We start from the raw sequence: 24,773 nt of genomic DNA, 5'->3' as shown, positions 1-24,773 counted from the left end.
GGCTACGTCTGGTTACGTCTGAGATCACGGTGATGATCCGGCTACGGAGTGTAGCGCGTCCCGCGACCCTCTTGCCTGAAGCGGACGGAGTCAGCATAGTGTGCTTTTTCCACTGACAGAAGAAGAGGCACTCGCGGTGCTTGAACAACTGACCGAGAAACTGCGCAACGAGTTCGCGGACAAGACCCCGCTGGGGTTCCCCATCAAATTCGACCTCGGCGACGAGGGCGTCATCCACGTGGACGGCACGACCACCCCCATGGAAGTCAGCAACGACGACAAGCCGGCCGAGACGACCTTCGGCGTCACGCCCGAGGACCTGGCGGCCATGGTGGACGGCGACCTGCCGCCGATGAGCGCGTTCATGAGCGGCAAGCTCAAAGTGGACGGCGACATGACCAAGGCCATGCAGGTGAGCGGCCTCTTCAGCTAGGCCGCTCCGCCAGGGTCGTCCCGTCGTATCACACGCGCCGTCGAGGTGGCGCGGGCGGTCAGCCGGCCCTCTTCGTCGAACAATTCTCCCTCCAGGAAGGCCACCGAACGGCCGAGCCGAAGGATGCGCCCGTGGGCCCGCTGGGGCCCGGCCAGAGTGGGGCGCAGGAAGCTCACGTTGATCTCCAGCGACGGCAGCGCGATGCGCATGCCGAGATCCATGAACACGGCATGCGCCATCGCGGCATCCAGCATGCCGGTCACGAAGCCGCCCTGCACGATGTTGCCGGAATGGCAGAACTCCGGTGGCATGGAGAAGCTCATGACGATGAGCCGGCGCTCGGGGTCGTAGTCCTCGACCCGCCCGCCGAGGCTCCTCACACAGGGCGGTGCGCCGCCATTCAGCTGGCGGATGCGCTCCGCAATGTCCCGGCCTGACGCCGCTTCGCTCATGTCGCCTCCGGCGCGTCCGGTTGGTGATCCGGGTGGGCGGCTGCGAAGGCCGGCAGTGCCGCGCAGTGGGCATCCACGCTCTCGATCACCGGGTAATCGTCCAGCGGCACGCCGAAGCGGCGGGCGTTGTAGACCTGGGGTACCAGATAGGCGTCGGCCAGGGTGACCGCGTTGCCGATGCAGTAGCGCCCCGCCGCCGAGCGGGCGGCCAGCAGCCGCTCCAGCGGCCCGAAGCCGGCGTGTATCCAGTGGGCGTACCATTCGCCGATGCCGTCCCGGTCCTGGCCATAGTGCTCGCCGATGTAGCGCATGACGCGCAGGTTGTTGACCGGGTGGATGTCGCAGGCGATGAGTGCGGCGATCTCGCGCACGCGGGCGCGGCCCACAGCATCCGCCGGCAGCAGAGCGGGTTCCGGATGGCGCTCCTCCAGGTACTCGATGATCGCTGGCGATTGCACGAACAGGCCGTCCTCGGCGGCGAGCGCGGGCACGGCGCCCATCGGGTTCAGCTCCCGGAAGGCGTTGTCGTGTTGCTCGCCCCGGTCCAGCGCTACCGGCACGTATTCGTAATCGATCCCCTTGAGATTCAGTACGATACGGGTTCGATAGCTCGTGCTGCTGCGATAATAGCCGTAGAGTTTCATGGGAGCTTCGTGGCCGGGCCCGTTTCGGCCCGGCGCGTAATCTACCACAATGCGGTGCGCCCGCCGCGGGCCGCGCCGGCGCGCACGCGAACGATTAGAATAGTGGCGCAACGGCAGCGAGAGTAACGTATGAGCCTGACACCCACCGTCGGGGTGCCCGCGGATCGCCGCATCGTGGGTCCCCATCCATTCCACATCGTGGGAGAGAAATACCTGCGCGCCGTCGTGGACGGCGCGGGCAGCCTGCCGCTGATGATCCCGGCCCTCGGCCGCCACATCGACCGGACCCACATGCTGGAGACCATGGACGGCCTGCTGTTCACGGGCAGCCCCTCCAATGTAGAGCCGCACCATTATGGCGGCCCGCCGAGCGAGGAGGGCACGCTGCACGATCCGGAGCGCGACGAGATGACGCTGCCGCTGATCCTGCAGGCGCTGGAGATAGGCGTGCCGGTACTGGCGGTCTGCCGCGGCTTTCAGGAGATGAACGTGGCGCTGGGCGGCACCCTGCACCAGCACGTGGAGCGCGTAGCGGACTACCATGACCACCGGGAGGACCACGAGGCGCCGCTGGAAGCCCAGTACGCGCCGGCACACCCCGTCCATCTCGTCCCGGGCGGCTATCTGGCCGGTCTGGCCAGCGGCAAGGACGAGCAGATGGTGAATTCGCTCCACGGCCAGGGCGTCGACCGTCTGGCGCCGGGCGTGACGGTGGAGGCGCGGGCCGACGACGGGCTGATCGAGGCGTTCACGGTGGACGGTGCGCGCTCGTTCGCCCTGGGCGTGCAATGGCATCCCGAGTGGCAGGTGGTGGATAATCCCTTCTATCTCGCGATTTTTCGCGCGTTCGGCGACGCCTGCCTGCAGCGGGCCTCGCACCGCAGAGGTGATGTGTGAGTGAAAAGGAAAACGCAAAAAAGTGGCTGACTGAGAACCGCATCGAAGATGTCGAGGCCTTCGTGCCCGACATGGCCGGCGCCGCGCGGGGGAAGGTGATTCCGGCCGACAAGTTCACCGAGCAGAACATGAAGATGCCGGAGGCGGTTTTCTCCCAGACCATCTCCGGCGAGTACATCGACGACCCTTCCAATCAGGAAGACCGGGACATGATGCTGAAGCCGGACCTGGACACCCTGCGTCCGGTGCCCTGGGCCGTGGATCCGGCCGCCTCGGTGTTCCTGGACTGTCTGCGCCTGGACGACCAGCCGGTGGCCACCTCGCCGCGGCAGATCCTGCGTCAGGTGCTGGCACTCTACGAGCAGCGGGGCTGGCGCCCGGTGGTGGCGCCGGAAGTGGAGTTCTACCTGATCAAGTCGCACACCGACCCCGGCGAGGAGGTGGAGCCGCCGGAGGGCCGGCTGGGGCGCACGGACCTCTCGCGCCAGCCTTACAGTATCGACACCATGAACGACTTCGAGCCGTTCATCATGGATGTCTACAAGTTCTGCGAAGAGCAGGGCATCCGCATCGACACGCTGTCCCAGGAGATGGGCCCCGCCCAGTTCGAGATCAATTTCCTGCACGGCGACCCGGTGGACCTGGCCGACCAGGTATTCCTGTTCAAGCGCACGGTGCGCGAGGCCGCCATCCGCCACGAGATGCACGCGACGTTCCTGTCGAAGCCGATGGCGGAGGAGCCCGGCAGCGCGCTGCATATCCACCAGAGCGTGGTGAGCACCGCGGACGGCAGCAACGTTTTCTCCACTCCGGAGGGCGAACCCAGCGAACTCTTCTCTGCGTTCCTGGGCGGGCTGCAGAAGTACATCCCGGAATCCATGCTGGTGCTGGCGCCCTACGTGAATTCCTACCGGCGCTTCCAGACCTACTCGGCGGCGCCGGTGAATCTGGCCTGGGCCATCGACAACCGCACCGTCGGGCTGCGCGTGCCGCAGTCCGGGGCCGAGAACCGCCGCATCGAGAACCGGCTCGCCGGCTCGGACGTGAACCCGTACCTGGCAACGGCGGTGACGCTCGCCTGCGGCTATCTCGGCATGGTGGAGGGTCTGCAGGCCTCCGAACCGGTCACCGGCAGCGCCTACGACGGCGAGCGCACGCTGCCCTGGAACATCTGGTTCGCCATCGAGAGCCTGCAGACCAGCGCCGCGATGCGGGGTACGCTGGGCGACCGCTTCGTGGACCTTTACTGCGGCCTGAAGAAGGCCGAGTACGCCGAGTTCGAGCACATCATCACCCCCTGGGAGCGGGAACTCCTGCTCCTGAACGTCTGAGCGGGCGCGGGCCCGGAAAGGAGAGCGCATGGCAGCCATCGAGCAGCGCAGCCGGGAGGACTGGCAGGCGGCGGACGCCGAGCATTACCTGCATCCGTTCACGGATCACAAGGCGCTGGGCAGGCAGAAGGCACGGATCATCACCAGGGCCGAGGGGGTCTACGTCTTCGATGCCGACGGCAACCGCATCCTGGACGGCATGTCGGGGCTGTGGTGCGTGAACGTGGGTTACGGGCGCGAGTCCCTGGTGGAGGCCGCCGCCGAGCAGATGCGGGAACTGCCGTACTACAACAGCTTTTTCCAGTGCGCCCATCCCCCGGCCATCGCGCTGGCGGAGCGCCTGACGGAACTGGCCGGCGAGCGTTTCCCGCGGGTGTTCTTCGCCGGCTCCGGTTCCGAGGCCAACGACACCATCGTGCGCATGGTGCGCCGCTACTGGGACATCCGCGGCGAGCCCGAGCGCCAGGTGATCGTGAGCCGCGTGAACGCCTACCACGGCAGCACCATGGCGGGCGCGAGCCTCGGCGGCATGAAACCGATGCACGCCCAGGGCGGTCTGCCCATCCCGGGCATCGTGCACATCCGCCAGCCCTACTGGTTCGGGGAAGGGCAGGGCGAGGACCCGGCGGAGTTCGGCCGGGCCTGCGCCCGGGCGCTGGAGGAGAAGATCGCGGAGGTGGGCGCCGACAAGGTGGCTGCTTTCATCGGCGAGCCCATCCAGGGCGCGGGCGGCGTGATCATCCCGCCGGCGAGCTACTGGCCGGAGATCCAGGCCATCTGCGAGCGGCACGGCATCCTGCTGATCGCCGACGAGGTCATCACCGGCTTCGGGCGGCTCGGCCGCTGGTTCGGCTCCGAGGACTTCGGCATCGAGGCGGACCTGATGCCCTTCGCCAAGGGCGTCACCTCCGGCTACCTGCCGCTGGGGGGCGTGATGGTGGGCAGCCGGGTGGCCGACGTGCTGGTGGAGGGCGGCGGCGAATTCCATCACGGCTATACCTACTCGGGGCATCCGGCCGCCTGCGCGGTGGCGCTGGAGAATATCCGCATCCTGGACGAGGAGAACCTGCTCGAGCGAGTGAGAAACGACATCGGCCCGTACCTGCAGAAGCGCTGGCTGGAGCTGGCCGATCACGAGCTGGTGGGCGAAGCCCGCATGCGCGGCCTGATGGGCGCCATCGAGCTGGTGCCGCCGGGACGCAAGGACGAGCGCTTCGAAGAGAAAGGCAAGGTCGGCACGATCTGCCGCGACCTGGCGGTGGAGAACGGGCTGGTGATCCGCGCCGTGGGCGACACGATGGTGACCGCCCCGCCGCTGATCCTCTCCCATGCCGAGGCGGACGAGCTGGTGGAAAAGACCCGCGCCACCCTCGACAGGTGCCGGACCGAACTTTCGTAACTTTGCTGCGATAGGTGCGATAGGTGCCGGACCGAACTTTTGGAACTTTTGCGACAGGTCGCTGCCTGAGGCGGCACGGAAAAGCGGCACGGTGTCGAGGTGCGCTGCCGATGGCCCCGATGCCGAGCGTTCGTTCACTTCCGGTGACCGGCACCACAAACGGAACTTTTGCAACTTATTCGCGATGACCTTCATGAGCCAGAAGCACGAGACCGATTTCGCCTTCACCGCGGAGGACAACTACGGCCGCCACATCGAGCCGACCTACGGCGGCGCGCTGTCTTTCCTGCGACGGCGCTACACGCGCGACCTCACCGGCGTCGACGTAGCGGTCACCGGCATCCCGTTCGATACGGCCACGTCGAACCGCCCGGGCGCCCGCTTCGGCCCCCGCGGCATCCGCGCGGCCTCGAGCTTCATGGCCTGGGAGCGCCTCTACCCATGGGAGTTCGATGCCTTCGATCGACTGGCCGTCATCGACTACGGCGACTGCATGTTCGACCCCGGCGTGCCGGAGCAGGTGCCGGCCGAAATCCGCGCCCATGCCAAGCAGATCATCGACCAGGGCCCCGCGCTGCTCTCGCTCGGTGGCGATCACTTCGCCACCTGGCCGCTGCTGCAGGCCCACGTGGAGAAATTCGGGCGACTGTCGCTCCTGCACTTCGACGCCCACACGGATACCTGGGACGACGAGTCGCCCCGGGTCGATCACGGCACCATGTTCTTCCACGCCACGAAGGAAGGCCTGATCGACCCCGCAAAGTCGGTCCAGGTGGGCATCCGCACCACCAACGACGACACCCTGGGCTTCAACATCCTCGACGCCCCCTGGGTACACGACCACACGGCGGACGAGATCGTGGCCGAGATCCGCCGCATCATCGGCGACGACCCGGTCTATCTCACCTTCGACATCGACTGCCTGGACCCGGCCTATGCCCCCGGCACAGGCACGCCCGTCTGCGGTGGGCTGACCACCCACCAGGCGCTGTCGATCATCCGCCGACTGCGCGGCCTGAACATCGTCGGTATGGACCTGATGGAGGTGGCGCCGCCGTACGATTCCGGGGAGATCACCGCACTGGCCGGTGCGCGCATTGCCGGCGAGCTGATCAGCCTGTACGCCACCAGTCCGCGCGGCGAGGCGGCGGCACGGGAAAAGGGCAGGCTCTGAGGCGCGCCCGAACCGCGCCCGGGTCGATCGAATGAACCGTGCGGCGGCCGGCAGGCGCTACAGCTGGCTGGTCTCCCTGGCCGTCGCACTCGGCGGCTTCCTCATGGGTTTCGACGCCTCCGTCATTTCCGGGGTCGTCGGATTCCTCGACACCGAATTCCGGCTGACCGACCTGCAGCTGGGCTGGGGGGTGGCGTCCCTGACGCTGAGCGCCACCGTGTCGATGATGATCTGCGGCCCGCTGGCGGACCGTTACGGGCGCCTCCGCGTGCTCAGGATCGCGGCGTTGCTGTTCGGTGCCTCCGCGGTGGCCTCCGCGCTGGCACCGAATTTCCTGCTGCTCGTGATCGCCCGGATGCTCGGCGGGCTCGGTGTCGGTGCCGCGCTGATCGTAGCGCCCATGTACATCGCGGAGATTGCGCCGGCGGATATCCGCGGGCGCCTCGTCGCGCTGAACCAGCTCAACATCGTGATCGGTATCTCGGCTGCCTTCTTCAGCAATTACCTGATTCTGCAGCTGGGGCAGGCGGATATTGCGTGGGCCGGGACCCTGGGGCTGGGCGTCTGGAACTGGCGCTGGATGCTGGGCGTCGAGGCGCTGCCGGCACTGGTGTATTTCGCGGCCTTGTTGCTGGTGCCGGAGAGTCCGCGCTGGCTCGGCATGCAGGGCCGGACGCGCGAAGCCCGGGCGGTCATGCAGCGGGTGCACGGTGCCGCCGGCGCCGACCGCGTGCTGTCCGCGCTGGCTGCCACGGCCGAGCCGGGCCGGCCCGCGCCCGCGATCCCGTTGCGCGAGTTGTTCGGCACGTCGATGCGCCGCGTGCTGGTCATCGCACTGGTCGTCGCCGTGCTGCAGCAGATCACCGGCATCAACGCCGTGTTCTTCTATGCGCCGATGATATTCGAGCAGTCGGGCATCGGTACGGACGCGGCCTTCATGCAGGCGGTGTTCGTCGGCTTGGTGAATCTGGCGTTCACCGTCGCTGCGTTGCTGCTGATCGATCGTCTCGGCCGGCGGCCGCTGTTGCTCGCCGGTACCGCAGGCGTCGCGGTCTGCATGGTTCTGCTCGCTTGGGCCTTCGGCTCGGCCACGTATACGCTCACCGACGAGGCGCTGGCGGCATTGCCGGCCGCCATCGACGGCGGCGCGCTCGCAGCACTGGCAGGGACCACCTTCGAAAGTGACGTCGCGTTCAAGGCGGCCCTGGCCGCCGCGGTGGGGCCGGAGACCATTGCCGAGTATGAGTCGGAACTCGTGGCGGCCGCGATCCGCGCGGACAGCGGCCTGATTCTCGCCGGCATCCTGGGATTCGTGGCGAGTTTTGCCGTCTCGCTGGGTCCGGTCATGTGGGTGCTGTTCTCGGAGCTGTTTCCGAACCGGATACGCGGCCTCGCCATCTCCTTCGTCGGGCTGGTCAACTCCTCCGTGAGCTTTCTCGTACAGCTCCTGTTCCCGTGGGAGATCGCGAACATCGGGAGTGCGGGCACCTTCCTGATCTATGGCCTGTTCGCCATCGCGGGGTTCCTGATCATCCTGCGTTTGATGCCGGAAACGAAAGGGCGCTCGCTGGAGGAACTGGAGGCGCTGCTCGTCGAGGCGCCGGCCGGGGTTACTTCGGGGCGGGCCCCGTCGACTCGCGGATGACGATCTCGGAGGCTATGTTCGCGTCCTCACCGCCGCTGTCGCCGTCGTATAGTCGTGCCAGCAGCAAGGCGGTCGCCCGTTCGCCCATCGCCTGCATGGGCTGGCGTATGGTCGTGAGCGGAGGCCAGACCTTGTGAGCCAGCGGGATGTCATCGAAGCCGGTGACAGATAATTCGTCGGGTATCCGGATTCCGAACTCGTGGGCGACGCTGATCAGGCCGGCGGCCATGTCGTCGGTACTCGCGATAACGGCCGTAGGGCGTCGCTTTCGCTGCAGCAGGCGACGGGCGCAGTCGACACCGGATTCGAACGAATTGTCGCCCTGGCAGACCAGCGATGTCTGGACTTTGAGCCCGGCTTCGTGGACGGCGCGGCGAAAGCCTGCGTAGCGCTGTTGGACGGCGAGCTGGTCGGGGTGTCCCACGATGAATCCGATATCCCGATGGCCGAGCGAGATGATGTAGCGGACGAGTTCGGCGCAGATCTCCTCGTCGTTGGTGCAGACCGAGCGACCGGCGTCGTCGTGCCCGCCCGGTGCGATGCGCGCGAGTGGTATGCCGCTTGCGTCGAGCTCCGCGATCAGCTCGTCCATGTCGGACAGGGGCGGCGTCAGGATCAGGCCGTCGAGCCGGGTGTTCCTGGCGAGTTCGCTGATCTGCCGCGGCAGGTCGGTATCGGTATAGATGCAGGGATGCAGCAGCAGCTCGAAACCCCCTGCCCGGCAGGCATCCACAGCGCCGGTGAGGATGTTGATGATGTAGCTGGCAGCCGGGTTGACGTAGAGGAGACCTATCAGGAAGCTGCGGTTGCCGGCCAGGCTGCGGGCGGACGTGTTCGGCGTGTAGTGGAGTTCGCGTATCGCCTTTTCCACGCGCCGCCGTGTATCCAGCCGAACGTTGGGTTCGCGATTGACCACGCGCGATACCGTCTTGATTGAAACGCCGGCGAGACTCGCGACGTCTTCGATCGTGACTCTTCCCATACCGCTTTCCCCTCGGCGGGCGGATCCGTTTGTCGGCCGGTGGCTCGCCGCGGGCGATTATAGCGCGTCGCGCCAATGGTGATAGCGCTGTCATTGGTTGGCCAAAAGAGGGTATGGCGACCCCGCGGCGCCGTTCGCGGTCGGTCCTCGATGCTGCCTGACGCCGAATAAGTTCAATAAGTTGCAAAAGTTCGGTCCGGCACCTCAGAAGGTGGGGGGGGTGCAGGCGGAGACGACCACGCAGTCGTCCGGGCCCGGGTTGCGGAAGCGGTGGGGCAGGCGGCTGTCGAAGAGGTAGGCGTCGCCCGGTTCGAGGAGCTCGGTGCGGCCGTCCACCGTGACCTCCAGGCGGCCGGCGATGATGACGCCGCCTTCCTCGGCATCGTGGGCCAGCGGCGAGCCGCCGGTATCGGCGCCCGGCCGGTAGCGCTCGTACAGGATCTGCAGTCGGTGCCGGCTGAGGTCGCCGCCGAGCTGGCGGTAGGAGATGGCGCCGCGGCTGATCTCCGACAGCTCGCCGGCGCGGAAAAAGACCTGCTCGTCGCGGGGCATGTCCAGGGCGAAGAAATCCGCCACCGAGGTCTCCAGCGCATCGAGGATGCGCTTCAGCATGCCGAGCGAAGGATCCGTCCGCCCGCTCTCGATCAGCGAGACGGTCGCGTTGCTCACGCCCGCCGCCCGCGCCAGCGCCCGCTGGGAGAGTCCTTTCGCCTCGCGTACGCGCCGCAGGCGCCGGCCCGTATCCTGCATCGGTTCCTGTCCGTTAAAGTGTTTAACAAATCGAACGATAATTCATCAGATGGCTGAAATACAACACAAAAAATATTCGGCGTTTAAATATTGTTAAACGTCGGTGCCCGGCGTAACCTGATCATGATGTACCAGCCGGCCGAACACGCACCCTCCTACTACGCCGCGACGGCGAAGGGAGGCGCCGACTATCCTGCGCTCGAAGGGACCGAGAGTGTCGACGTCGCGGTGATCGGCGGCGGCTTCACCGGCCTGTCCGCCGCGCTGGAACTCGCCGAGCGCGGCTACAGCGTGGCGTTGCTCGAGGCGAGCCGCATCGGCTGGGGCGCGAGCGGACGCAACGGGGGCCAGCTCATCGACGGCTTCGCCGAGCCGGCGAAGATCAGGAAGCGTTTCGGCGACGGTGCGGCCCGCATTGCCGCGCAGATGGGGCTCGAGTGCCGTGACATCGTGGTGGAGCGCGTGGAGCGCTACGGCATCGACTGCGATCTCAAATTCGGCTATCTCGACGTCGCAATGAAGCGGAGTGAGCTGCGCGAGCTCTGCGAGGACGCCGCCGAGAAACATGCCTCGGGTTATCCGCACAAGGTCGAGGTCATCCCGGAGGAGCGCCTGCCGGAGGTCATCGGCTCGAAGCGCTACATCGGCGGCGTACTCAACGAGGGCAACGGCCATCTGCATCCTCTGAACCTCTGTCTCGGCGAGGCCCGCGCAGCCGCAGAGGCCGGTGTGCGCGTGTTCGAGCGCTCGCCCGTCCTGCGCATCGAGCCGGGCGATCGGCCGATCGTGCACACGGAGCGCGGGCGCGTCTCCGCGGATTTCGTCGTGGCCGCCTGCAACGCCTATCTCGACGGCCTCATCCCGAAGCTCTCCGGCACCGTGATACCGGCAGGCAGCTACGTCATCGCCACCGAGCCGCTGTCCGAGGAGCGGGCCCGCGAGATCCTGCCGCAGGACTCGGCCGTCTGCGACCAGCGGGTGGCGCTGGACTACTATCGCCTGTCGGCCGACCGCAGGCTCCTGTTCGGGGGTATGTGCAACTATTCCGGTCGCCGGCCGAAGAGCATCCGCGCGAGCCTGGAACCGAACATGCTGACGGTGTTCCCCCAGCTCGCCGGGACGGCCATCGACTACGAGTGGGGCGGTGACATCGGCATCAGTATCAACCGCATACCCCAGCTGAACCGGCTGGGGACGAACATCTACTATGCCCAGGGTTACTCCGGCCACGGCGTCGCGCCCACCCATCTGGCGGGCCGCGTGCTGGCGGAGGCCATCGCCGGCCAGGCGGAGCGCTTCGACGTTTTCGCCCGCGTGCGCCACTGGCGCCTGCCGGGCGGGCGCTGGTTCGCCAATCCCGCGCTGGCGCTGGGCATGCTGTATTACCGGCTGCGCGAGATTCTCTGAGCGGCCGGCCTGGTAGAAGGGAGACGCGTCATGACCGAAGCCAATCCGATGCAGGCGGCCGAAGCCGGGCTGCCGAACCTGGAACCGTTCTGGATGCCGTTCACGGCCAACCAGTCCTTCAAGCGCAACCCGCGCATGATCTCCAGGGCCGAGGGTGTCTATTGCTGGACCCACGACGGCAAGCGGCTGCTGGATGGCGTCGCGGGGCTGTGGTGCTGCAACGCCGGCCACTGCCACCCGCGCATCGTGCAGGCGGTGAAGGACCAGATCGACACGCTGGATTACGCGCTTGCCTTCCAGGTCGGTCACCCGAAGGTGTTCGAGCTGGCCGAGAAGCTCACCGACCTGGCGCCGGACGGTCTCGACTATGCCTTCTTCGTCAATTCCGGCTCCGAGGCGGTGGACACCGCGCTGAAGATGGCGCTGGCCTACCATCGGCTGCGGGGCGATGGCGCGCGGACCCGCTTCATCGGTCGCGAGAAGGGCTATCACGGCGTCGGCTTCGGCGGCATCTCCGTGGGCGGCATCTCGCCCAACCGGAAGCTGTTCGGCGCCCTGCTGCCGGGCACCGACCACCTGCCGCATACCCATCATATCGAGCACAACGCCTATTCCCGTGGCCTGCCGGAGTGGGGTGGCCATCTCGCCGACGAGCTGGAGAACATCGTCGCCCTGCACGATCCGTCCACCATCGCGGCGGTCATCGTCGAGCCCATCGCCGGCTCGGCCGGCGTGCTCCTGCCGCCGCAGGGCTATCTGAAGCGCCTGCGCGAGATCTGCGACCGCCACGGTATCCTGCTGATCTTCGACGAGGTGATCTGCGGCTTCGGCCGGGTGGGCGCGGCCTTCGCGGCGCAGCGCATGGGCGTGACGCCGGATCTCATGACGCTGGCGAAGGGCCTCACCAGCGGGCACGTGCCCATGGGCGCGGTGCTCGCCAGCAAGGCCATCTACCAGGCCTTCATGGGCGCACCGGAGGGAGCCATCGAGTTCCCCCACGGCTACACCTACTCCGGTCACCCGCTCGCGGCGGCGGCCGGTTGCGCGGCGCTGGACGTCTACCGGGACGAGGGGCTGTTCGAACACGCCCACGCCATGGAGCCGGTGCTGGAGGACGCGCTGCACGCGCTCCGCGGCGAGCCCCACGTCATCGACATCCGCAACTACGGTCTGCTCGGCGCCGTCGAACTCGAGCCCATCGAGGGCAAGCCCACGGCGCGGGCGATGGACGTATTCCGCCGCTGTTTCGATGCCGGCGTCATCGTGCGTACCACCGGCGACATCGTGGCGCTCACGCCGCCCCTGACGGTGAACGAGGATCACATCGCCACCATCGTGGACACGCTGCGCGACGCGCTGCGGCAGGCCGATGGAGGAGTACGGGCATGACGGCGGAAGCGAGGAATATCGACCGGCTGCCGGCGCTCGGCCACTGGATCGCCGGCGGACGCAGCGACGGCACCGGCGAGCGCAGCGGTGTGGTCCACGACCCCGCCACGGGCGAGACGACGAAACGGGTGTCTTACGCGAGCGCCGCCGACGTGGACACGGCCGTGGCCGCGGCGAGGGACGCCCTGCCGGCCTGGGCGGCAACGCCGGTGCTGAGGCGTGCGCGGGTGATGTTCCGCTTCAAGGAGCTGATCGAGGCCCATCGCGACGAGCTTGCCGCGCTGATTACGGCCGAGCACGGCAAGGTGCTGTCGGATGCGGCCGGCGAGGTGCAGCGCGGCCTGGAGGTGGTGGAATTCGCCTGCGGCATCCCCCAGCTGCTGAAGGGCGACTACAGCGCCCAGGTGGGCACCGGCGTCGACAGTTATTCCATGCGTCAGCCGCTCGGCGTCTGCGCCGGCATCACCCCGTTCAACTTCCCGGCCATGGTGCCGATGTGGATGTTTCCGTTGGCCATTGCGTGCGGCAACGCCTTCGTGCTCAAGCCCTCCGAGCGCAATCCCTCGTGCTCCCTGCGGCTCACCGAACTGCTGGATGAGGCGGGCCTGCCGCCGGGTATCTTCAGCGTGGTCAACGGCGACCGCGAGGCGGTGGATGCGCTGCTCACCCATCAGGACGTCGCCGCCGTGAGCTTCGTCGGCTCGACCCCGGTGGCCGAGCATGTCTATCGGACCGCCGCCCAGGCCGGCAAACGGGTGCAGGCGCTCGGTGGCGCGAAGAATCATCTGGTCGTGATGCCGGACGCGGACATGGAGCAGACCGCGGACGCGCTGATCGGCTCCGCCTACGGCTCGGCCGGCGAGCGCTGCATGGCGATCTCGGTGGCGATCACGGTCGGCGACGCGGCCGAACCGCTGCTCGAGAAGCTGCTGCCGAAAATCGAAGCGCTGCGAGTGGCGCCCGGCACCGAGCCGGACGCGGACATGGGGCCGCTGATCACGGCGGAGCACCGCGACCGGGTGCGCTCCTACGTGGATCTGGGCGTCGAGGAGGGGGCGACCCTCGTGGTCGACGGCCGCCGGCATCCGCTGGCCGGGGAACCGGGCTATTTCCTCGGGCCCTGTCTGTTCGATCACGTGCGCCCCGGCATGCGCATCCACCAGGAGGAGATCTTCGGGCCGGTGCTGGTCATGATCCGGGCGCAGGACTTCGACGAGGCGCTGGCGGTCGTGAACGGCCACGAGTACGGCAACGGCACGGCCATCTTCACCCGCGACGGCGATGCCGCGCGGGAATTCGCCGCCCGCATCCAGGTGGGCATGGTGGGCGTGAACGTGCCCATCCCGGTGCCGCTCGCCTTCCACAGTTTCGGTGGCTGGAAGCGCTCCCTGTTCGGCGACATGGCCGTGCACGGGGAGGAGGGCGTTCGTTTCTACACCCGGCTGAAGACAGTGACCTCGCGCTGGCCCGGCGGCATCCGCGCCGGCGCCCAGTTCTCGATGCCGACGATGGAATAGCGTGGAGCCGTAGCCGCCACGGCAGCGCGGCGGGCGAAGGCCTACGCTCGGCCGATTCCGGCTGCCGCCCCCTCGTCCGCGAGCGCCATTTTCGCGGCGCGCAGGTTCTCCGCTCCCGCTTCGCCGAGCCGCAGAGCGAGGCTGACCTGGACGGCATCCAGGATCGCCAGTTGCGCGAGCCTGGATTCCATGGGGGTGTAGAGGCTCGTGTCCTCGGTGGAATGACTCTCCAGAATGTAGCCGGCTTCCCACCCCAGGGCCGATGCGCTCCGGGTGACTGCGATCACCGTGGCCCCTCGCTTCCGGCAGTGGACCGCCGCGCGGATCAGTTCGCCCTGCGCGCCGGTATGGGAGACGAACACGAAGACGTCCTGCGGGCCGGCGATGGCGGCACTCTGCAGGATCGTAGGACCGTCCGTGGCCACGGCGCAGGGTATGCCGAGGCGGAAGAACTTCTGGCGCGCATCCCGCGCCACATAGCCCGACGCGCCGAGCCCTGCGAAGACGATCTGGCGCGCGTCCGCCATCACCTCCACGATCTCCGCGATGGGCATCAGGCCCACGCTGTCGCGCAGCCCCATGAGTGCCCGCACGGCGCTGTCGATCACCTTGCCGACGGCGTCGGCGGCCGAGTCGTTCGGCAGTACGCCGCGGTGCACGAAGTCGGCGGGGCGGCCGAGAGACTCGGCAAGGCGGATCCGGAGCTCGCGGAACCCGCCCAGCCCGAGGCGCCGGCAGAAACGTACCACCGTCGGTTCGCTGGTGCCGGCGCCGGCGGCGACCTCGGCGAGGGTCGCTTCGAGGCCCTGGCGCGGATGGTCGAGCAGCCAGCGGCCCACCCGTGCCTCGGCGGGGCTCAGCGTAGGCAGCAGATGCTCGATTCGCGCCAGCATGTAGTAAAATTACAATAATTCTGAGACAATATCCAGGAAATCGCGGGCCTAAACGTCCGATAAGTAGCATAACTACAGAATCCGGGAGCAGAATGGCCAGGTTCATACCGGTCGAACCCTTCGACCTGATCATATTCGGCGGCGCGGGCGACCTGTCGCTGCGCAAGCTGCTGCCGGCCCTCTACCACCGCGACAGGGACGGGCAGATCCCTGCCGACAGCCGCGTGATCGCGCTGGGCAGGAGCGCCATGAGCGACGAGGACTACCTCGGCCGGGTGGAGGAGGCGCTGCGCGAGAATCTCGGCGAGGGCGAGTTCGACGACGACCAGTGGCGGTCTTTCTGCGCGCGGCTGACTTACACGGTGGCCGACGCCCTCGAATACGAGAGCTGGGGGTCGCTCTGCGATCTGCTGCAGGGCCGGGACGACCGAACCCGCGTCTTCTACCTGGCGACCGCGCCGTCGCTGTTCGGTGGCATCGCCCAGGGCATCCGGGCGAACGGCCTGATCACCGACGAGAGCCGCATCGTGCTGGAGAAACCCGTGGGCCACGACTACGAGTCGGCCCGCGGCATCAACGACAGCGTAGGCGAATGCTTTCCCGAGGACCGGATCTTCCGCATCGATCATTACCTCGGCAAGGAGACCGTCCAGAATCTGCTGGCGTTGCGTTTCGCCAACTCGCTGTTCGAGCCGCTGTGGCGCCGCGGCGAGGTGGATCACGTGCAGATCACCGTGGCCGAGGAACTGGGCGTGGAGGGCCGCATCGAGTTCTACGACCAGATCGGCGCGTTGCGGGACATGGTGCAGAACCACATCATGCAGCTACTGTGTCTGGTGGCCATGGAAGCGCCCTCGAGCCTGCACCACGATGCGGTGCGCGACGAGAAGCTGAAGGTGCTGCGCGCGCTGAAGCCGATCACGGGCGCCGACGTGAAACGCCACACCGTACGCGGGCAGTACTCTGCGGGGGCCATCGACGGGGTGGCCGTGCCCGGTTATCGGGACGGACTCGATTCCGCGGAGAGTCTCACCGAGACCTTCACCGCGCTGAAGGTCGAGATCGAGAACTGGCGCTGGTCGACCGTGCCGTTTTATATCCGCACCGGGAAACGGCTGAAGGAGAAGCACTCGGAGATCACCATGCAGTTCTCCCACGTGCCGCATTCCATCTTCCCGGAGAATCGATTCGACATCCTGCCGAACCGGTTGACCATCCGGCTGCAGCCCGACGAGGGGGTGAAGCTCTCGCTCATGGCGAAGGAGCCGGGTCCCGGCGGCTTCGACCTGCGCTCCGTCTCCCTGGACCTGAGTTTCGAGGAGACTTTCGGCATCCGTTATCCGGACGCCTACGAGCGGCTGCTGATGGAGGTGCTGCGCGGTAACCCGGCGCTGTTCATGCGCCGCGACGAGGTGGAGGCCGCCTGGCGCTGGATCGACGGGATCATCGCCGGCTGGGAGGAGGCCAGGCAGCCGGTGGAGACCTACGTCGCCGGCACCTGGGGGCCGATCGGCTCGGCCAATCTCCTGGACCGCGACGGCCGCTGCTGGTACCCGAACACATGAAGGCACAGATGAAGGCACAGATGAAGGCAGAGAAAGTCACTACCGCCCGGCGACCCATAGAAGAGATCTACTCCCAGCGCGAGATGGCCTCCGTCATCGCGGCGGAACGCATCGCCAGCGCGCTCCGGCGGCGGCTCGCAGCCGGCGGCGAAGCCGTGCTGGTCTGCAGTGGCGGCACCACCCCGGGACGCTGCTACGACGCGCTGTCCGCGGCGCCCCTCGACTGGTCACGCATCCGGGTCACGCTGAGCGACGAGCGCTGGGTGTGCGCCGAGGACAAGGCGAGCAACGAGCGCCTGGTCCGCCATCGGCTCCTGCGGGGTGAGGCGCGCGAGGCGGACTTCGTGCCCCTCCACCGGGAGGGCATGTCGCCGGAGCAGGGCTGCGAAGCCCTGACCGCGGATGCCGACGCCGGTCGCCTGCCGCGGCCGTTCGCCTGTTCGCTGCTCGGCATGGGCGAGGACGGGCATTTCGCATCCCTTTTCCCGGACAGCGCCGCGCTGGCGTCGGGTCTCGACCCCGCCGGGGACTCGCTCTGCCTGCCGGTCGTGACGGCGGCCAGCGAACTGCCGCGCGTCACGCTCACGCTCGTGCCGCTGGCCGAGAGCGAAGAGATCGTCCTGCTGATCTTCGGCGAGAAGAAGTGGGCGGTCTACGAGCGGGCGCGGGACGGAGACGAAGGGCTCCCGGTCGCCGCGCTGCTGGCGTCAGCCGCGACCCCGGTGCGGGTCGTCTGGGCGCCCTGACTCACCACGGATATCCACCCAGGGACAGTACACATGCATCCGACCGTAGAGACCGTCACCGACCGCATCCGCGAACGCAGCGCCGACTCCCGCGGCCGCTATCTCGAGAAGATCCGGGCGGCCGCCGACCGTGGGCCCACGCGCAGCGCGGTGTCGTGCAGCAATCTCGCCCACGGCATCGCCGCGTGCAGCGCCGAGGACAAGAGCCGGCTGACCAGCGACGAGACGCCCAACATCGCCATTGTCTCCGCCTATAACGACATGCTGAGCGCCCACCAGCCGCTGGAGACCTTCCCGCGGCAGATCAAGGAGGCGGCCACGGAGGCCGGTGCCGTCGCCCAGTTCGCCGGCGGCGTGCCGGCGATGTGCGATGGCGTCACCCAGGGCCAGGACGGCATGGATCTGTCGTTGTTCAGCCGCGACGTGATCGCCCTGTCCACGGCGGTGGCGCTCTCCCATGATCTGTTCGACGGCGCGCTGTGTCTCGGGGTCTGCGACAAAATCATCCCGGGACTCGTGATCGGCGCGCTGTCCTTCGGCCACCTGCCGGTCCTGTTCGTGCCGGCGGGGCCGATGGTGTCCGGACTGTCGAACAAGGAGAAGGCCCGCGTGCGCGAGCAGTATGCGGCCGGGGAGGTCGGGCGCGAGGAGCTGCTGGCCGCAGAATCCGCCGCCTATCACGGGCCCGGCACCTGCACCTTCTACGGCACCGCCAACAGCAACCAGATGCTGATGGAGTTCATGGGCATGCAGCTGCCCGGCGGCTCCTTCGTCAACCCCGGCACGTCGCTGCGGGACGCGCTCACCCGCGAGGCCGTCCGCCGGGTGATCGCACTGACCCGACCGGCCGGCGGCTACACACCGCTCGGCCACATACTCGACGAGAAGAGCCTGGTGAACGGCATCGTGGGTCTGCTGGCTACCGGCGGCTCGACCAACCACACCATGCATCTGGTGGCGATTGCCGCGGCGGCCGGGATCCGCATCGACTGGGACGATTTCGCCGAGCTCTCCCGGGCCGTGCCCCTGCTGGCAAGGGTCTATCCGAACGGCATCGCCGACGTGAATCACTTCCATGCCGCCGGCGGACTCGGTTTCGTCATGGGCGAGCTGCTGGAGGCCGGGCTGCTGCACGAGGACGTCACGACCATCATGGGGCAGGGTATGTCCCGGTTCTGCCGCGAGCCGTTTCTGGAGGACGGCGCCCTCGAGTGGCGTGCGGCTACGCGCCAGTCACACGACACCGAGATCGTGCGGCCCTGCAGCGACGCCTTCGACAGGGAGGGCGGCCTGCGCCTGGTGCACGGCAACCTGGGCCGGGCCATCGTCAAGGTGTCCGCCGTGGAGCCGCAGCACTACCGCATCGAGGCGCCGGCCCGGGTGTTCCACTCCCAGGAGGCTTTCATCGAGGCCTTCAAGGCCGGCCTGCTGGACGGGGATTTCGTCGCCGTCGTCCCCTGGCAGGGCGCCAGCGCCAACGGCATGCCGGAGCTGCACAAGCTGACCCCTTATCTGGGCGTCCTGCAGAACCGGGGACACCATGTGGCGCTCCTCACCGACGGTCGCATGTCCGGCGCCTCCGGCAAAGTGCTGGCCGCCATCCAGCTGACCCCCGAGGCGCTCGGCGGCGGTCCCGTCGGTCTGGTGCGCGACGGCGATACCGTGCTCATCGACGCCGATGCCGGCGTGCTGTCCGTCGAGGTTGCGGAAGGCGAGCTGACCGACCGGCCGGCCGTCGAAACCGATCTCTCCGCGAATCACGTCGGTCTCGGCCGTGAACTGTTCGGCGTCTTCCGCCGCGGCGTGAACGGCGCGGAGAACGGCGCCACCATCTTCACGGACCTGGGCTGATGGCGGGTTCGAACGGGGACATCCGGACACTCCTCGGCGGCACCCGGGTGGTACCGGTGATCGTGCTGGAGGATGCCGGCCAGGCGGTGGAACTGGCGCGGACGCTGTGCGCCGCGGGCCTGCCGGCGCTGGAGATCACCCTGCGGACCGATGCCGCGGCGCAAGCCATACGGCGCATCGCCGGCGAGGTACCCGAGGCCGTCGTGGGCGCCGGCAGCGTGCGCAGTGCTGCGCATCTTCGCGAGTGCGTGGAGGCGGGTGCGCAGTTTGCGGTGAGCCCCGGCGCCAGCCCCGGGCTGCTCGACGCCGCAGACGACACCGCGGTGCCCCTCGTGCCGGGCGCCGCGACGGCCAGCGAAGTGATGCGGCTGCTGGAGCGGGGCTACGTCCTGCAGAAATTCTTCCCCGCCGAAGGCGCGGGCGGCACCGCCATGCTGAACGCACTCGGCGCGCCACTTCCGGAGGCGCGCTTCTTCCCGACCGGCGGCGTCACCGAGACCCTGGCACGGGAATACCTCGCGCTGCCGAACGTCGATTGCGTGGGCGGATCCTGGATCGCGCCGACGGCGCTGCTGGCGGCCGGTGATTTCGCCGCCATCGGCCGCCTGGCATCGGCGGCCGCTGCTCTCTGACGACGACTCGTCCGGACTGCGCCGGGCGTCCGCGGCAGTGCCGGCGTGGATATCGGCGCTGCGCGGCGGTACTCTTCCCGGCGGCCGGATTCTCCCGGCCGCCGGGAGCCACGAAACCCCTATGGTCACGGACACCGTCATGCCAGCATTGCGCGAACGGATCGCGAGCGGCGATTTTGTCGTCACCGCCGAGGTCACGCCGCCCCGCGGGCCGGACACCGACCGCCTGCTGCGTGAGGCGGGCGTGCTGGCGCAGGCCGTCGATGCCATCAACGTCACGGATGGCGCCGGCGCCAACGTGCGGATGTCGAGTATCGCCGCAGCGGCGATACTGAAACGTGCCGGCTGCGAACCCATCGTCCAGGCGACCTGCCGGGACCGCAACCGGATCGCGCTGCAGAGCGACCTGATCGGCGCCGCCGCCCTCGGCATCGACAACGTGCTGGTGCTGACCGGCGATTCCGTGGAAGCCGGCGACCATCCGGACGCCACCCCGGTGTTCGATCTGGACTCCCGGGGGCTGCTGCGTGCGCTCGCTGCGCTACGCGACGAAGGCGTGACGCTCTCCGGCAAAACGGTGTCTCCCCGTCCGGCGTTCCTGCTCGGTGCGGCCGACGTGTGCCTGGATCCCGATTCCCCGACGTGGTCGGCGGAGCCGCTGCTGGCGAAGGTCCGGGCGGGCGCCGGCTTCGTCCAGTCTCAGTACTGCTTCGACGCCGAACGCATGCGCCGCCACGTCGGCAGGCTGCGCGACGCGGGCCTGCCCGCGGACGTGCGCTATCTCGTGGGCCTGGGGCCGCTGCGCTCGGCGCGCGTCGCGCGCTGGATGGCCGATGCGCTGTGGGGCACGGTGATGCCGGAGGGACTCCTGCGGCGGATGGAGCAGGCCGGCGACCCGGAAGAGACGGGGATCGATATCTGCGCCGAACTCCTGGCGGCCGCGGCCGCCACGCCCGGCATCGACGGCGCTCACCTGATGGCGCCGGGCCACCAGGCGGGCATCGTCGAGGCGGTGCGGCGCTCGGGTGTGGCTCAGGCGGCGGCGGTGTCGAGCACGCGCGCGTAGTCGCCCTTGGGGCGCACGCCGATCATCGTCTCCTGAACCTGGCCGTCCTTGAACAGCATCACCGTGGGGATGGAGCGGATGCCGTAGCGCATGGCCACCTGCTGGGCGGCGTCCACGTCCAGCTTGGCCACCGTCACCTTGTCTTCGTACTCGTCGGCGAGCTGCTCGATGATGGGTCCGAGCATGCGGCAGGGGCCGCACCACTCCGCCCAGAAATCCACGAGCACGGGCTTGTCGGAATCCAGCACCTTCTGCTGGAAATCACTGTCGCCGACTTCGATCATTTTGTCGCTGGCCATGGAGAACTCCTGTCGTTGGCTGTCCTGTGTGAAGGTCCCGGTCGCCGGTTGCGCCTCCTGTGCAACGAGATGGGGCGGGCGCCGGGGGATTCAAGTTCTCAGTAATTGTACTTGCTGATGCGGTCCGCCCGCATGGTGTAGTGGCTGTCGGCCACTTCGCTCGAGTATTCCTCCACTTGCAGCGTACCCTCGATCCAGTAGGGCTGCTGCAGCGAGACCAGGTTGAACGGCTCCTCGAGCGTGACGTAGACCAGCTGGTTCGGCGGCGGCGGTGGCACGTGGATGCATGCACCGAAATAGGGCACCAGCAGGAATTCGCTGATGAGGCCGCCCTCGTCGGACTCCAGCGGCACGATGAAGCCCGGCAGCTGCACCGTGCGCCCGTCCAGGGCCAGCACCGGCGCGCTGGAGGTCACGGCCAGCGGGTCGCCCGACGTCTTCGCCGGCACCATCTCCTCCCAGGTGAGCTTGGGAGCGTCCCGGGCCGGTGCAACCGTGGCGGCGAGCAGCAGCGCCAGGGTGGCGGCGAGTCGTACGGCGGTCATAGGCGGATGGTCATCCCATCGGCGAGCGAGTTGCGATAGGCGCGCCAGGCAGGCAGGGCGCCGAGGCCGAGGCCCGCCACGGTCACGACAGCGACGACCGCCGCCTCCGCCATGCCGGGCCAGACCCTCTCCAGCAGGATACCGGTGCGGGCCTGGATGGGCGAGGCGAGCGCGCCCAGCACGGCCGTCTTCAGCACGACCCCGAGCAGGGCCCCGGCGGCGGCCAGCAGCCCGGCCTCGGCGACCAGCAGCAGGAAAATCTGGCGCGGGCGGGCGCCCACCGAGCGCAGGATCGCCATCTCCCGCCGGCGTTCGTTCAGCGTGCCGAGGATGGCCACCAGCATGCCGACCAGGCCCGTGAGCACCGCCAGGGCGCCCACCGCGAGCAGCGCGTTCTCCGCCACGCCGATCACCGACCAGAGCTCGAACAGGGCGACGGCCGGGATGACCGCGGTGAGCGGCTCGCCGTCGTATTCGTTGACGGTCCGCTGCAGCCGCAGCACCTGCACCCGGGACTCGAGGCCGAGCAGGAATGCCGTAATGTCGGCCGGCTCACCCGGCTCCGCGTGTGCACCGTGGCCGTGGCCGTCGTCCTCCGCCGGCGCGGGCGCGAAGGACGGCCTGGTGCTGGCGTGGACGCGGTCCAGCGTCGCGAGGCTCACATAGACCGCCCGGTCGGCCACGGTCCCGGTCGGCGCCAGTATCCCGGTGATCGTGACCGGATGGCGGTCATGCTTCAGGAAGCTGGTGGCGCCGAGACCATGGGCAATGACGATCGCATCGCCGACCTCGTGCTCGAGTTTCCGTGCCGCCGTCGCGCCGAGCACCGCCTCGGGCCCCGCGCCGAATGCGCGGCCGGCCTTGAACTCGAGGCGCCGATCCCGGCCGTAGCGGAAATGGCGGAAGTAGGCGTCCGTGGTGCCGACCACCGCATGGCCCCGGTAGGAATCACCGAGGCTGAGCGGGATGCTCCAGTCCACGCCCGGCGCCGCGGCGAAGCGCTCGTAGCTCTGCCACGAGACGTTATTGGTGGGCTGGCCGATGCGGAACACGGCGTACAGCAGCAGGTTGACGCCGCTGGTGCGCGGCCCCACGAGCAGGTCCGTGCCCGAGATGGTGCTGGCGAAACTCTGCCGCGCGCTCTCGCGCATCTCCTGGACGCCCAGGACCAGCAGCACGCTGAGCGCCACGGCACAGCAGGTCAGAGCGGCGCTGGTACGCCTTGACGCGATGCTGCGTAGCGCGAGCCGCGCGATGGGGAAGCGGCCGCTCACGGCGCGCCTCCGGTCAGTTCGCCCATCGGGATGACCCGGTCGAACAACGGTTCCAGCGTGCGTTCGTGGCTGACCATGATCAGGGTGGCATCGACGCGTTCGCATTCCTCCTGCAGCAGCGCAAGGAAGGCCGCGCGGCTGTCCTCGTCGAGTGCGGAGGTCGGCTCGTCGGCGATCACGATCTCGGGGTTGCCGATGAGCGCGCGGGCCGCCGCCACCCGCTGCTGCTGCCCGATGCTGAGCCGCGCCGCGGAGGCGGAAGCCGCGTCGGGCAGTCCGAGTTCGGCAAGCAGGCGCTGGGCCGCGGCCTCTTCGCTGCCGTCGCTCGCCCGGGCGCGGGCGAGGCGCCGGGGGGAGAAGCGGCAGGGCAGCAGCACGTTGTCGAGGACCGGGAGATAAGGCAGCAGGTTGAACAGCTGGAAGATGATGCCAAGGTGCTCGGCACGGAAGCGGTCCCGCTCGCTCCCCCGCAGCGCCGAGAGGTCCGTGCCCAGCAGCGAGACCGTGCCCGACAGGGGCGTGAGGATGCCGGCGAAGAGATTCAGCAGGGTGGACTTGCCGGAGCCGCTGGCGCCACGGATGAGCACTTTCTCACCGGGCGCGATCGCCAGCGCGGGGATGTCCAGCAGCGGCGCCGACGGCTGCCAGCCGAAGCGGAGGCCGGTGGCCGCAAGCACTGGCAGCGGACCGTTTTGCGTCGCGTCGTGCATCATTCCGGGGGTAACGGGTAGTCGCCGGCGCGGGGCGCCTGCGCGAGGTGTCGTCTGCGCCGATAGTATACTAAGCTCTGCGGCGGCAACGACCGCAGCAGTCGCGGCAGCAACGTGAGCACGGCGTGGATATAAAGGGAGAATACAGGATCGCCAATACCCGTGAGCGGGTATGGCTGGCGCTGAACGACCCGGAGGTCCTCAGGCGCTGCATCCCGGGCTGCGAGTCCCTGGAGCGGGTCTCCGCCGAGGAGATGCAGGCGAAGGTGATGGCCGCCATCGGGCCGGTGAAGTCGCGCTTCAATACCACGCTGACGCTGGAGGATCTGAACCCGCCGGCGAGTTACCGCCTCGTGGGTGTGAGCAAGGGCGGCTCGGCCGGTTTCGGCAAGGGCGCGGCCGACGTCGAGCTGGTGGAGGACGGTGAGATCACCGTGCTGCGCTACGATGCGCAGTTCAAGGTCGGCGGCAAACTGGCGCAGGTGGGCTCGCGCCTGGTGCTTGGCGCCACGAAGAAGACCGCCGACGATTTCTTCGCCAACTTCTCCCGCGAACTCGACCCGGGCGCGACGAAGATCGAGGTGGAGGAAGCCGAGCCCTCGGGCGGCGCCGGCCTCGGGCGCAAGACCGCCTGGGCGGTGGCGGGTGCTGCCGTGGTGCTGGTGCTGCTTTGGCTGCTGTTCGGCCGATAGGACCCATGCTGAAAGTCGAATTCGAACTGAACGGAGAGCCGGCGAGCGTGGAGGTGGAGGCCCGCACGCTGCTGGTCGACGCCCTGCGCGGCGGCCTGGGCAAGACGGGCACTCACGTCGGCTGCGACACCAGCCAGTGCGGCGCCTGTGTGGTGCACCTGGACGGCCGTTCCGTGAAGAGCTGCTCGTTGCTGGCGGTGCAGGCCGCCGGGCGGCGTGTCACCACCATCGAAGGCGTCGGCGGGCAGGACGGGCTGCATCCGCTGCAAGCCGCATTCCGCGAGCACCACGGGCTGCAATGCGGTTACTGCACGCCGGGCATGATCATGAGCGCGCTGGATCTCCTGCAGACCAACCCGGACCCGGACGACAAGGAGATCCGCGAGTGGCTCGAGGGCAATCTCTGTCGCTGCACCGGCTATCACGGCATCGTGCGCGCGGTGCGTGCGGCCGCTGCCGAGATGCGGGGACAGCGCTGAG

Annotated in this window: 25 protein-coding genes; 16 read left to right on the top strand and 9 right to left on the bottom strand. The window is 68.4% G+C overall.

Annotated elements, in window-relative coordinates; translation table 11 throughout:
* Window positions 1-136 precede the first annotated feature (136 nt).
* Window positions 137-433 (top strand): SCP2 sterol-binding domain-containing protein, encoded by a 297-nt coding sequence (locus tag ACJMKX_RS10220; protein ID WP_405224493.1) that lies wholly within the window; start codon window positions 137-139, stop codon window positions 431-433.
* On the opposite strand, the gene ACJMKX_RS10215 is transcribed toward ACJMKX_RS10220, so the two are convergent.
* Window positions 430-885: a PaaI family thioesterase gene (locus ACJMKX_RS10215; RefSeq protein ID WP_405224490.1), complete on the bottom strand. Its 456-nt coding sequence runs from the start codon at window positions 883-885 to the stop codon at window positions 430-432. The genes ACJMKX_RS10220 and ACJMKX_RS10215 overlap by 4 nt on opposite strands.
* A complete protein-coding gene (maiA, locus tag ACJMKX_RS10210; protein WP_405224487.1) occupies window positions 882-1,529 on the bottom strand; it encodes a maleylacetoacetate isomerase in 648 nt (215 codons plus the stop codon). Before maiA ends, ACJMKX_RS10215 begins: the two co-directional genes overlap by 4 nt.
* A gap of 129 nt (window positions 1,530-1,658) precedes the next feature.
* On the opposite strand from maiA, the gene ACJMKX_RS10205 reads away from it, so the two are divergent.
* The 5 genes from ACJMKX_RS10205 (at window position 1,659) to ACJMKX_RS10185 (ending at window position 7,975) form a co-directional block, all read left to right on the top strand.
* Window positions 1,659-2,426 carry a gamma-glutamyl-gamma-aminobutyrate hydrolase family protein gene (locus ACJMKX_RS10205; protein ID WP_405224484.1) on the top strand — a complete coding sequence of 256 codons (768 nt, stop codon included), beginning with the start codon at window positions 1,659-1,661 and terminating at the stop codon, window positions 2,424-2,426.
* A 71-nt stretch (window positions 2,427-2,497) separates the two neighbouring features.
* Entirely contained in the window at window positions 2,498-3,757 is a 1,260-nt protein-coding gene (locus ACJMKX_RS10200) for a glutamine synthetase family protein (protein ID WP_405224588.1), read from the top strand.
* A 28-nt stretch (window positions 3,758-3,785) separates the two neighbouring features.
* Window positions 3,786-5,156 carry an aspartate aminotransferase family protein gene (locus tag ACJMKX_RS10195; RefSeq protein ID WP_405224481.1) on the top strand — a complete coding sequence of 457 codons (1,371 nt, stop codon included), beginning with the start codon at window positions 3,786-3,788 and terminating at the stop codon, window positions 5,154-5,156.
* Window positions 5,157-5,349: 193 nt separating this feature from the next.
* Window positions 5,350-6,330, top strand: coding sequence for an agmatinase (gene speB, locus ACJMKX_RS10190; RefSeq protein ID WP_405224478.1), 981 nt, complete (start codon window positions 5,350-5,352; stop codon window positions 6,328-6,330).
* A gap of 31 nt (window positions 6,331-6,361) precedes the next feature.
* On the top strand, window positions 6,362-7,975 hold the full coding sequence (locus ACJMKX_RS10185) for a sugar porter family MFS transporter (protein WP_405224475.1): 1,614 nt from the start codon (window positions 6,362-6,364) through the stop codon (window positions 7,973-7,975).
* Here the strand turns inward: ACJMKX_RS10185 and ACJMKX_RS10180 are convergent.
* Both ACJMKX_RS10180 and ACJMKX_RS10175 read right to left on the bottom strand, forming a co-directional pair.
* Window positions 7,941-8,957, bottom strand: a complete 1,017-nt coding sequence (locus ACJMKX_RS10180; RefSeq protein WP_405224472.1) for a LacI family DNA-binding transcriptional regulator — start codon at window positions 8,955-8,957, stop codon at window positions 7,941-7,943. The two genes, ACJMKX_RS10185 and ACJMKX_RS10180, sit on opposite strands and share 35 nt — an antisense overlap.
* Window positions 8,958-9,161: 204 nt before the next feature.
* Window positions 9,162-9,707, bottom strand: a complete 546-nt coding sequence (locus ACJMKX_RS10175; protein ID WP_405224469.1) for a cupin domain-containing protein — start codon at window positions 9,705-9,707, stop codon at window positions 9,162-9,164.
* 126 nt (window positions 9,708-9,833) lie between these two features.
* Here ACJMKX_RS10175 and ACJMKX_RS10170 point away from each other — a divergent pair, with 126 nt between their 5' ends.
* The 3 genes from ACJMKX_RS10170 to ACJMKX_RS10160 are packed head-to-tail and all read left to right on the top strand — an operon-like array spanning window position 9,834 to window position 14,020.
* Complete coding sequence (locus ACJMKX_RS10170; protein ID WP_405224585.1) at window positions 9,834-11,114, top strand: NAD(P)/FAD-dependent oxidoreductase; 1,281 nt, start codon at window positions 9,834-9,836, stop codon at window positions 11,112-11,114.
* Between the two features lie 30 nt (window positions 11,115-11,144).
* Complete coding sequence (locus tag ACJMKX_RS10165; protein ID WP_405224467.1) at window positions 11,145-12,503, top strand: aspartate aminotransferase family protein; 1,359 nt, start codon at window positions 11,145-11,147, stop codon at window positions 12,501-12,503.
* Complete coding sequence (locus ACJMKX_RS10160) at window positions 12,500-14,020, top strand: CoA-acylating methylmalonate-semialdehyde dehydrogenase (RefSeq protein WP_405224464.1); 1,521 nt, start codon at window positions 12,500-12,502, stop codon at window positions 14,018-14,020. Before ACJMKX_RS10165 ends, ACJMKX_RS10160 begins: the two co-directional genes overlap by 4 nt.
* Window positions 14,021-14,061: 41 nt before the next feature.
* Here the strand turns inward: ACJMKX_RS10160 and ACJMKX_RS10155 are convergent, their stop codons facing one another.
* The gene (locus ACJMKX_RS10155; RefSeq protein ID WP_405224461.1) at window positions 14,062-14,913 is read right to left on the bottom strand and encodes a MurR/RpiR family transcriptional regulator; all 852 of its coding nucleotides are present in this window, start codon (window positions 14,911-14,913) and stop codon (window positions 14,062-14,064) included.
* Window positions 14,914-15,005: 92 nt separating this feature from the next.
* On the opposite strand from ACJMKX_RS10155, the gene zwf reads away from it, so the two are divergent.
* The 5 genes from zwf (at window position 15,006) to ACJMKX_RS10130 (ending at window position 20,773) form a co-directional block, all read left to right on the top strand.
* Window positions 15,006-16,478 (top strand): glucose-6-phosphate dehydrogenase, encoded by a 1,473-nt coding sequence (gene zwf, locus ACJMKX_RS10150; RefSeq protein WP_405224459.1) that lies wholly within the window; start codon window positions 15,006-15,008, stop codon window positions 16,476-16,478.
* Between the two features lie 20 nt (window positions 16,479-16,498).
* Window positions 16,499-17,224 carry a 6-phosphogluconolactonase gene (gene pgl, locus ACJMKX_RS10145; protein WP_405224457.1) on the top strand — a complete coding sequence of 242 codons (726 nt, stop codon included), beginning with the start codon at window positions 16,499-16,501 and terminating at the stop codon, window positions 17,222-17,224.
* Window positions 17,225-17,257: 33 nt separating this feature from the next.
* A complete protein-coding gene (edd, locus tag ACJMKX_RS10140) occupies window positions 17,258-19,075 on the top strand; it encodes a phosphogluconate dehydratase (protein WP_405224454.1) in 1,818 nt (605 codons plus the stop codon).
* Complete coding sequence (gene eda, locus ACJMKX_RS10135; protein ID WP_405224452.1) at window positions 19,075-19,707, top strand: bifunctional 4-hydroxy-2-oxoglutarate aldolase/2-dehydro-3-deoxy-phosphogluconate aldolase; 633 nt, start codon at window positions 19,075-19,077, stop codon at window positions 19,705-19,707. The genes edd and eda overlap by 1 nt, the downstream gene beginning before the upstream one ends.
* A 139-nt stretch (window positions 19,708-19,846) precedes the next feature.
* Entirely contained in the window at window positions 19,847-20,773 is a 927-nt protein-coding gene (locus ACJMKX_RS10130; RefSeq protein WP_405224450.1) for a methylenetetrahydrofolate reductase, read from the top strand.
* Here ACJMKX_RS10130 and trxA read toward each other — a convergent pair.
* From trxA to ACJMKX_RS10110, 4 genes are all read right to left on the bottom strand, one after another.
* Complete coding sequence (trxA, locus tag ACJMKX_RS10125) at window positions 20,740-21,072, bottom strand: thioredoxin (protein ID WP_405224447.1); 333 nt, start codon at window positions 21,070-21,072, stop codon at window positions 20,740-20,742. The genes ACJMKX_RS10130 and trxA overlap by 34 nt on opposite strands.
* 98 nt (window positions 21,073-21,170) lie before the next feature.
* On the bottom strand, window positions 21,171-21,617 hold the full coding sequence (locus ACJMKX_RS10120) for a DUF3299 domain-containing protein (protein ID WP_405224444.1): 447 nt from the start codon (window positions 21,615-21,617) through the stop codon (window positions 21,171-21,173).
* Complete coding sequence (locus ACJMKX_RS10115) at window positions 21,614-22,891, bottom strand: ABC transporter permease (protein ID WP_405224441.1); 1,278 nt, start codon at window positions 22,889-22,891, stop codon at window positions 21,614-21,616. Before ACJMKX_RS10115 ends, ACJMKX_RS10120 begins: the two co-directional genes overlap by 4 nt.
* On the bottom strand, window positions 22,888-23,601 hold the full coding sequence (locus ACJMKX_RS10110; RefSeq protein ID WP_405224582.1) for an ABC transporter ATP-binding protein: 714 nt from the start codon (window positions 23,599-23,601) through the stop codon (window positions 22,888-22,890). The genes ACJMKX_RS10115 and ACJMKX_RS10110 overlap by 4 nt, the downstream gene beginning before the upstream one ends.
* Before the next feature lie 125 nt (window positions 23,602-23,726).
* Between ACJMKX_RS10110 and ACJMKX_RS10105 the strand changes: the two genes are divergently transcribed.
* Window positions 23,727-24,293 (top strand): SRPBCC family protein, encoded by a 567-nt coding sequence (locus ACJMKX_RS10105; RefSeq protein WP_405224439.1) that lies wholly within the window; start codon window positions 23,727-23,729, stop codon window positions 24,291-24,293.
* A 5-nt stretch (window positions 24,294-24,298) separates the two neighbouring features.
* Window positions 24,299-24,772: a (2Fe-2S)-binding protein gene (locus ACJMKX_RS10100; RefSeq protein ID WP_405224436.1), complete on the top strand. Its 474-nt coding sequence runs from the start codon at window positions 24,299-24,301 to the stop codon at window positions 24,770-24,772.
* Window position 24,773 lies beyond the last annotated feature (1 nt).

It is taken from the genome of Lentisalinibacter sediminis (assembly GCF_040706615.1).
Taxonomy (GTDB): domain Bacteria; phylum Pseudomonadota; class Gammaproteobacteria; order Steroidobacterales; family Woeseiaceae; genus Lentisalinibacter; species Lentisalinibacter sediminis.
The sequence above is the reverse complement of the archived record's forward strand: the minus strand, read 5'-3'. Positions and strand labels throughout refer to the sequence as shown.

What these genes read in the sequence shown, in the direction of transcription:
- ACJMKX_RS10165 (WP_405224467.1), top strand. Translation starts at nt 11,145, where the DNA reads ATGACCGAAGCCAATCCGATGCAGGCGGCCGAAGCCGGGCTGCCGAAC.
- ACJMKX_RS10200 (WP_405224588.1), top strand. Translation starts at nt 2,498, where the DNA reads ATGGCCGGCGCCGCGCGGGGGAAGGTGATTCCGGCCGACAAGTTCACC.
- edd (WP_405224454.1), top strand. Translation starts at nt 17,258, where the DNA reads ATGCATCCGACCGTAGAGACCGTCACCGACCGCATCCGCGAACGCAGC.
- ACJMKX_RS10130 (WP_405224450.1), top strand. Translation starts at nt 19,847, where the DNA reads ATGCCAGCATTGCGCGAACGGATCGCGAGCGGCGATTTTGTCGTCACC.
- ACJMKX_RS10170 (WP_405224585.1), top strand. Translation starts at nt 9,834, where the DNA reads ATGTACCAGCCGGCCGAACACGCACCCTCCTACTACGCCGCGACGGCG.
- trxA (WP_405224447.1), bottom strand. Translation starts at nt 21,072, where the DNA reads ATGGCCAGCGACAAAATGATCGAAGTCGGCGACAGTGATTTCCAGCAG.
- ACJMKX_RS10195 (WP_405224481.1), top strand. Translation starts at nt 3,786, where the DNA reads ATGGCAGCCATCGAGCAGCGCAGCCGGGAGGACTGGCAGGCGGCGGAC.
- ACJMKX_RS10110 (WP_405224582.1), bottom strand. Translation starts at nt 23,601, where the DNA reads ATGCACGACGCGACGCAAAACGGTCCGCTGCCAGTGCTTGCGGCCACC.
- ACJMKX_RS10205 (WP_405224484.1), top strand. Translation starts at nt 1,659, where the DNA reads ATGAGCCTGACACCCACCGTCGGGGTGCCCGCGGATCGCCGCATCGTG.
- pgl (WP_405224457.1), top strand. Translation starts at nt 16,499, where the DNA reads ATGAAGGCAGAGAAAGTCACTACCGCCCGGCGACCCATAGAAGAGATC.
- maiA (WP_405224487.1), bottom strand. Translation starts at nt 1,529, where the DNA reads ATGAAACTCTACGGCTATTATCGCAGCAGCACGAGCTATCGAACCCGT.
- ACJMKX_RS10185 (WP_405224475.1), top strand. Translation starts at nt 6,362, where the DNA reads ATGAACCGTGCGGCGGCCGGCAGGCGCTACAGCTGGCTGGTCTCCCTG.
- speB (WP_405224478.1), top strand. Translation starts at nt 5,350, where the DNA reads ATGAGCCAGAAGCACGAGACCGATTTCGCCTTCACCGCGGAGGACAAC.
- ACJMKX_RS10215 (WP_405224490.1), bottom strand. Translation starts at nt 885, where the DNA reads ATGAGCGAAGCGGCGTCAGGCCGGGACATTGCGGAGCGCATCCGCCAG.
- ACJMKX_RS10160 (WP_405224464.1), top strand. Translation starts at nt 12,500, where the DNA reads ATGACGGCGGAAGCGAGGAATATCGACCGGCTGCCGGCGCTCGGCCAC.
- ACJMKX_RS10175 (WP_405224469.1), bottom strand. Translation starts at nt 9,707, where the DNA reads ATGCAGGATACGGGCCGGCGCCTGCGGCGCGTACGCGAGGCGAAAGGA.
- ACJMKX_RS10155 (WP_405224461.1), bottom strand. Translation starts at nt 14,913, where the DNA reads ATGCTGGCGCGAATCGAGCATCTGCTGCCTACGCTGAGCCCCGCCGAG.
- eda (WP_405224452.1), top strand. Translation starts at nt 19,075, where the DNA reads ATGGCGGGTTCGAACGGGGACATCCGGACACTCCTCGGCGGCACCCGG.
- ACJMKX_RS10100 (WP_405224436.1), top strand. Translation starts at nt 24,299, where the DNA reads ATGCTGAAAGTCGAATTCGAACTGAACGGAGAGCCGGCGAGCGTGGAG.
- zwf (WP_405224459.1), top strand. Translation starts at nt 15,006, where the DNA reads ATGGCCAGGTTCATACCGGTCGAACCCTTCGACCTGATCATATTCGGC.
- ACJMKX_RS10180 (WP_405224472.1), bottom strand. Translation starts at nt 8,957, where the DNA reads ATGGGAAGAGTCACGATCGAAGACGTCGCGAGTCTCGCCGGCGTTTCA.
- ACJMKX_RS10120 (WP_405224444.1), bottom strand. Translation starts at nt 21,617, where the DNA reads ATGACCGCCGTACGACTCGCCGCCACCCTGGCGCTGCTGCTCGCCGCC.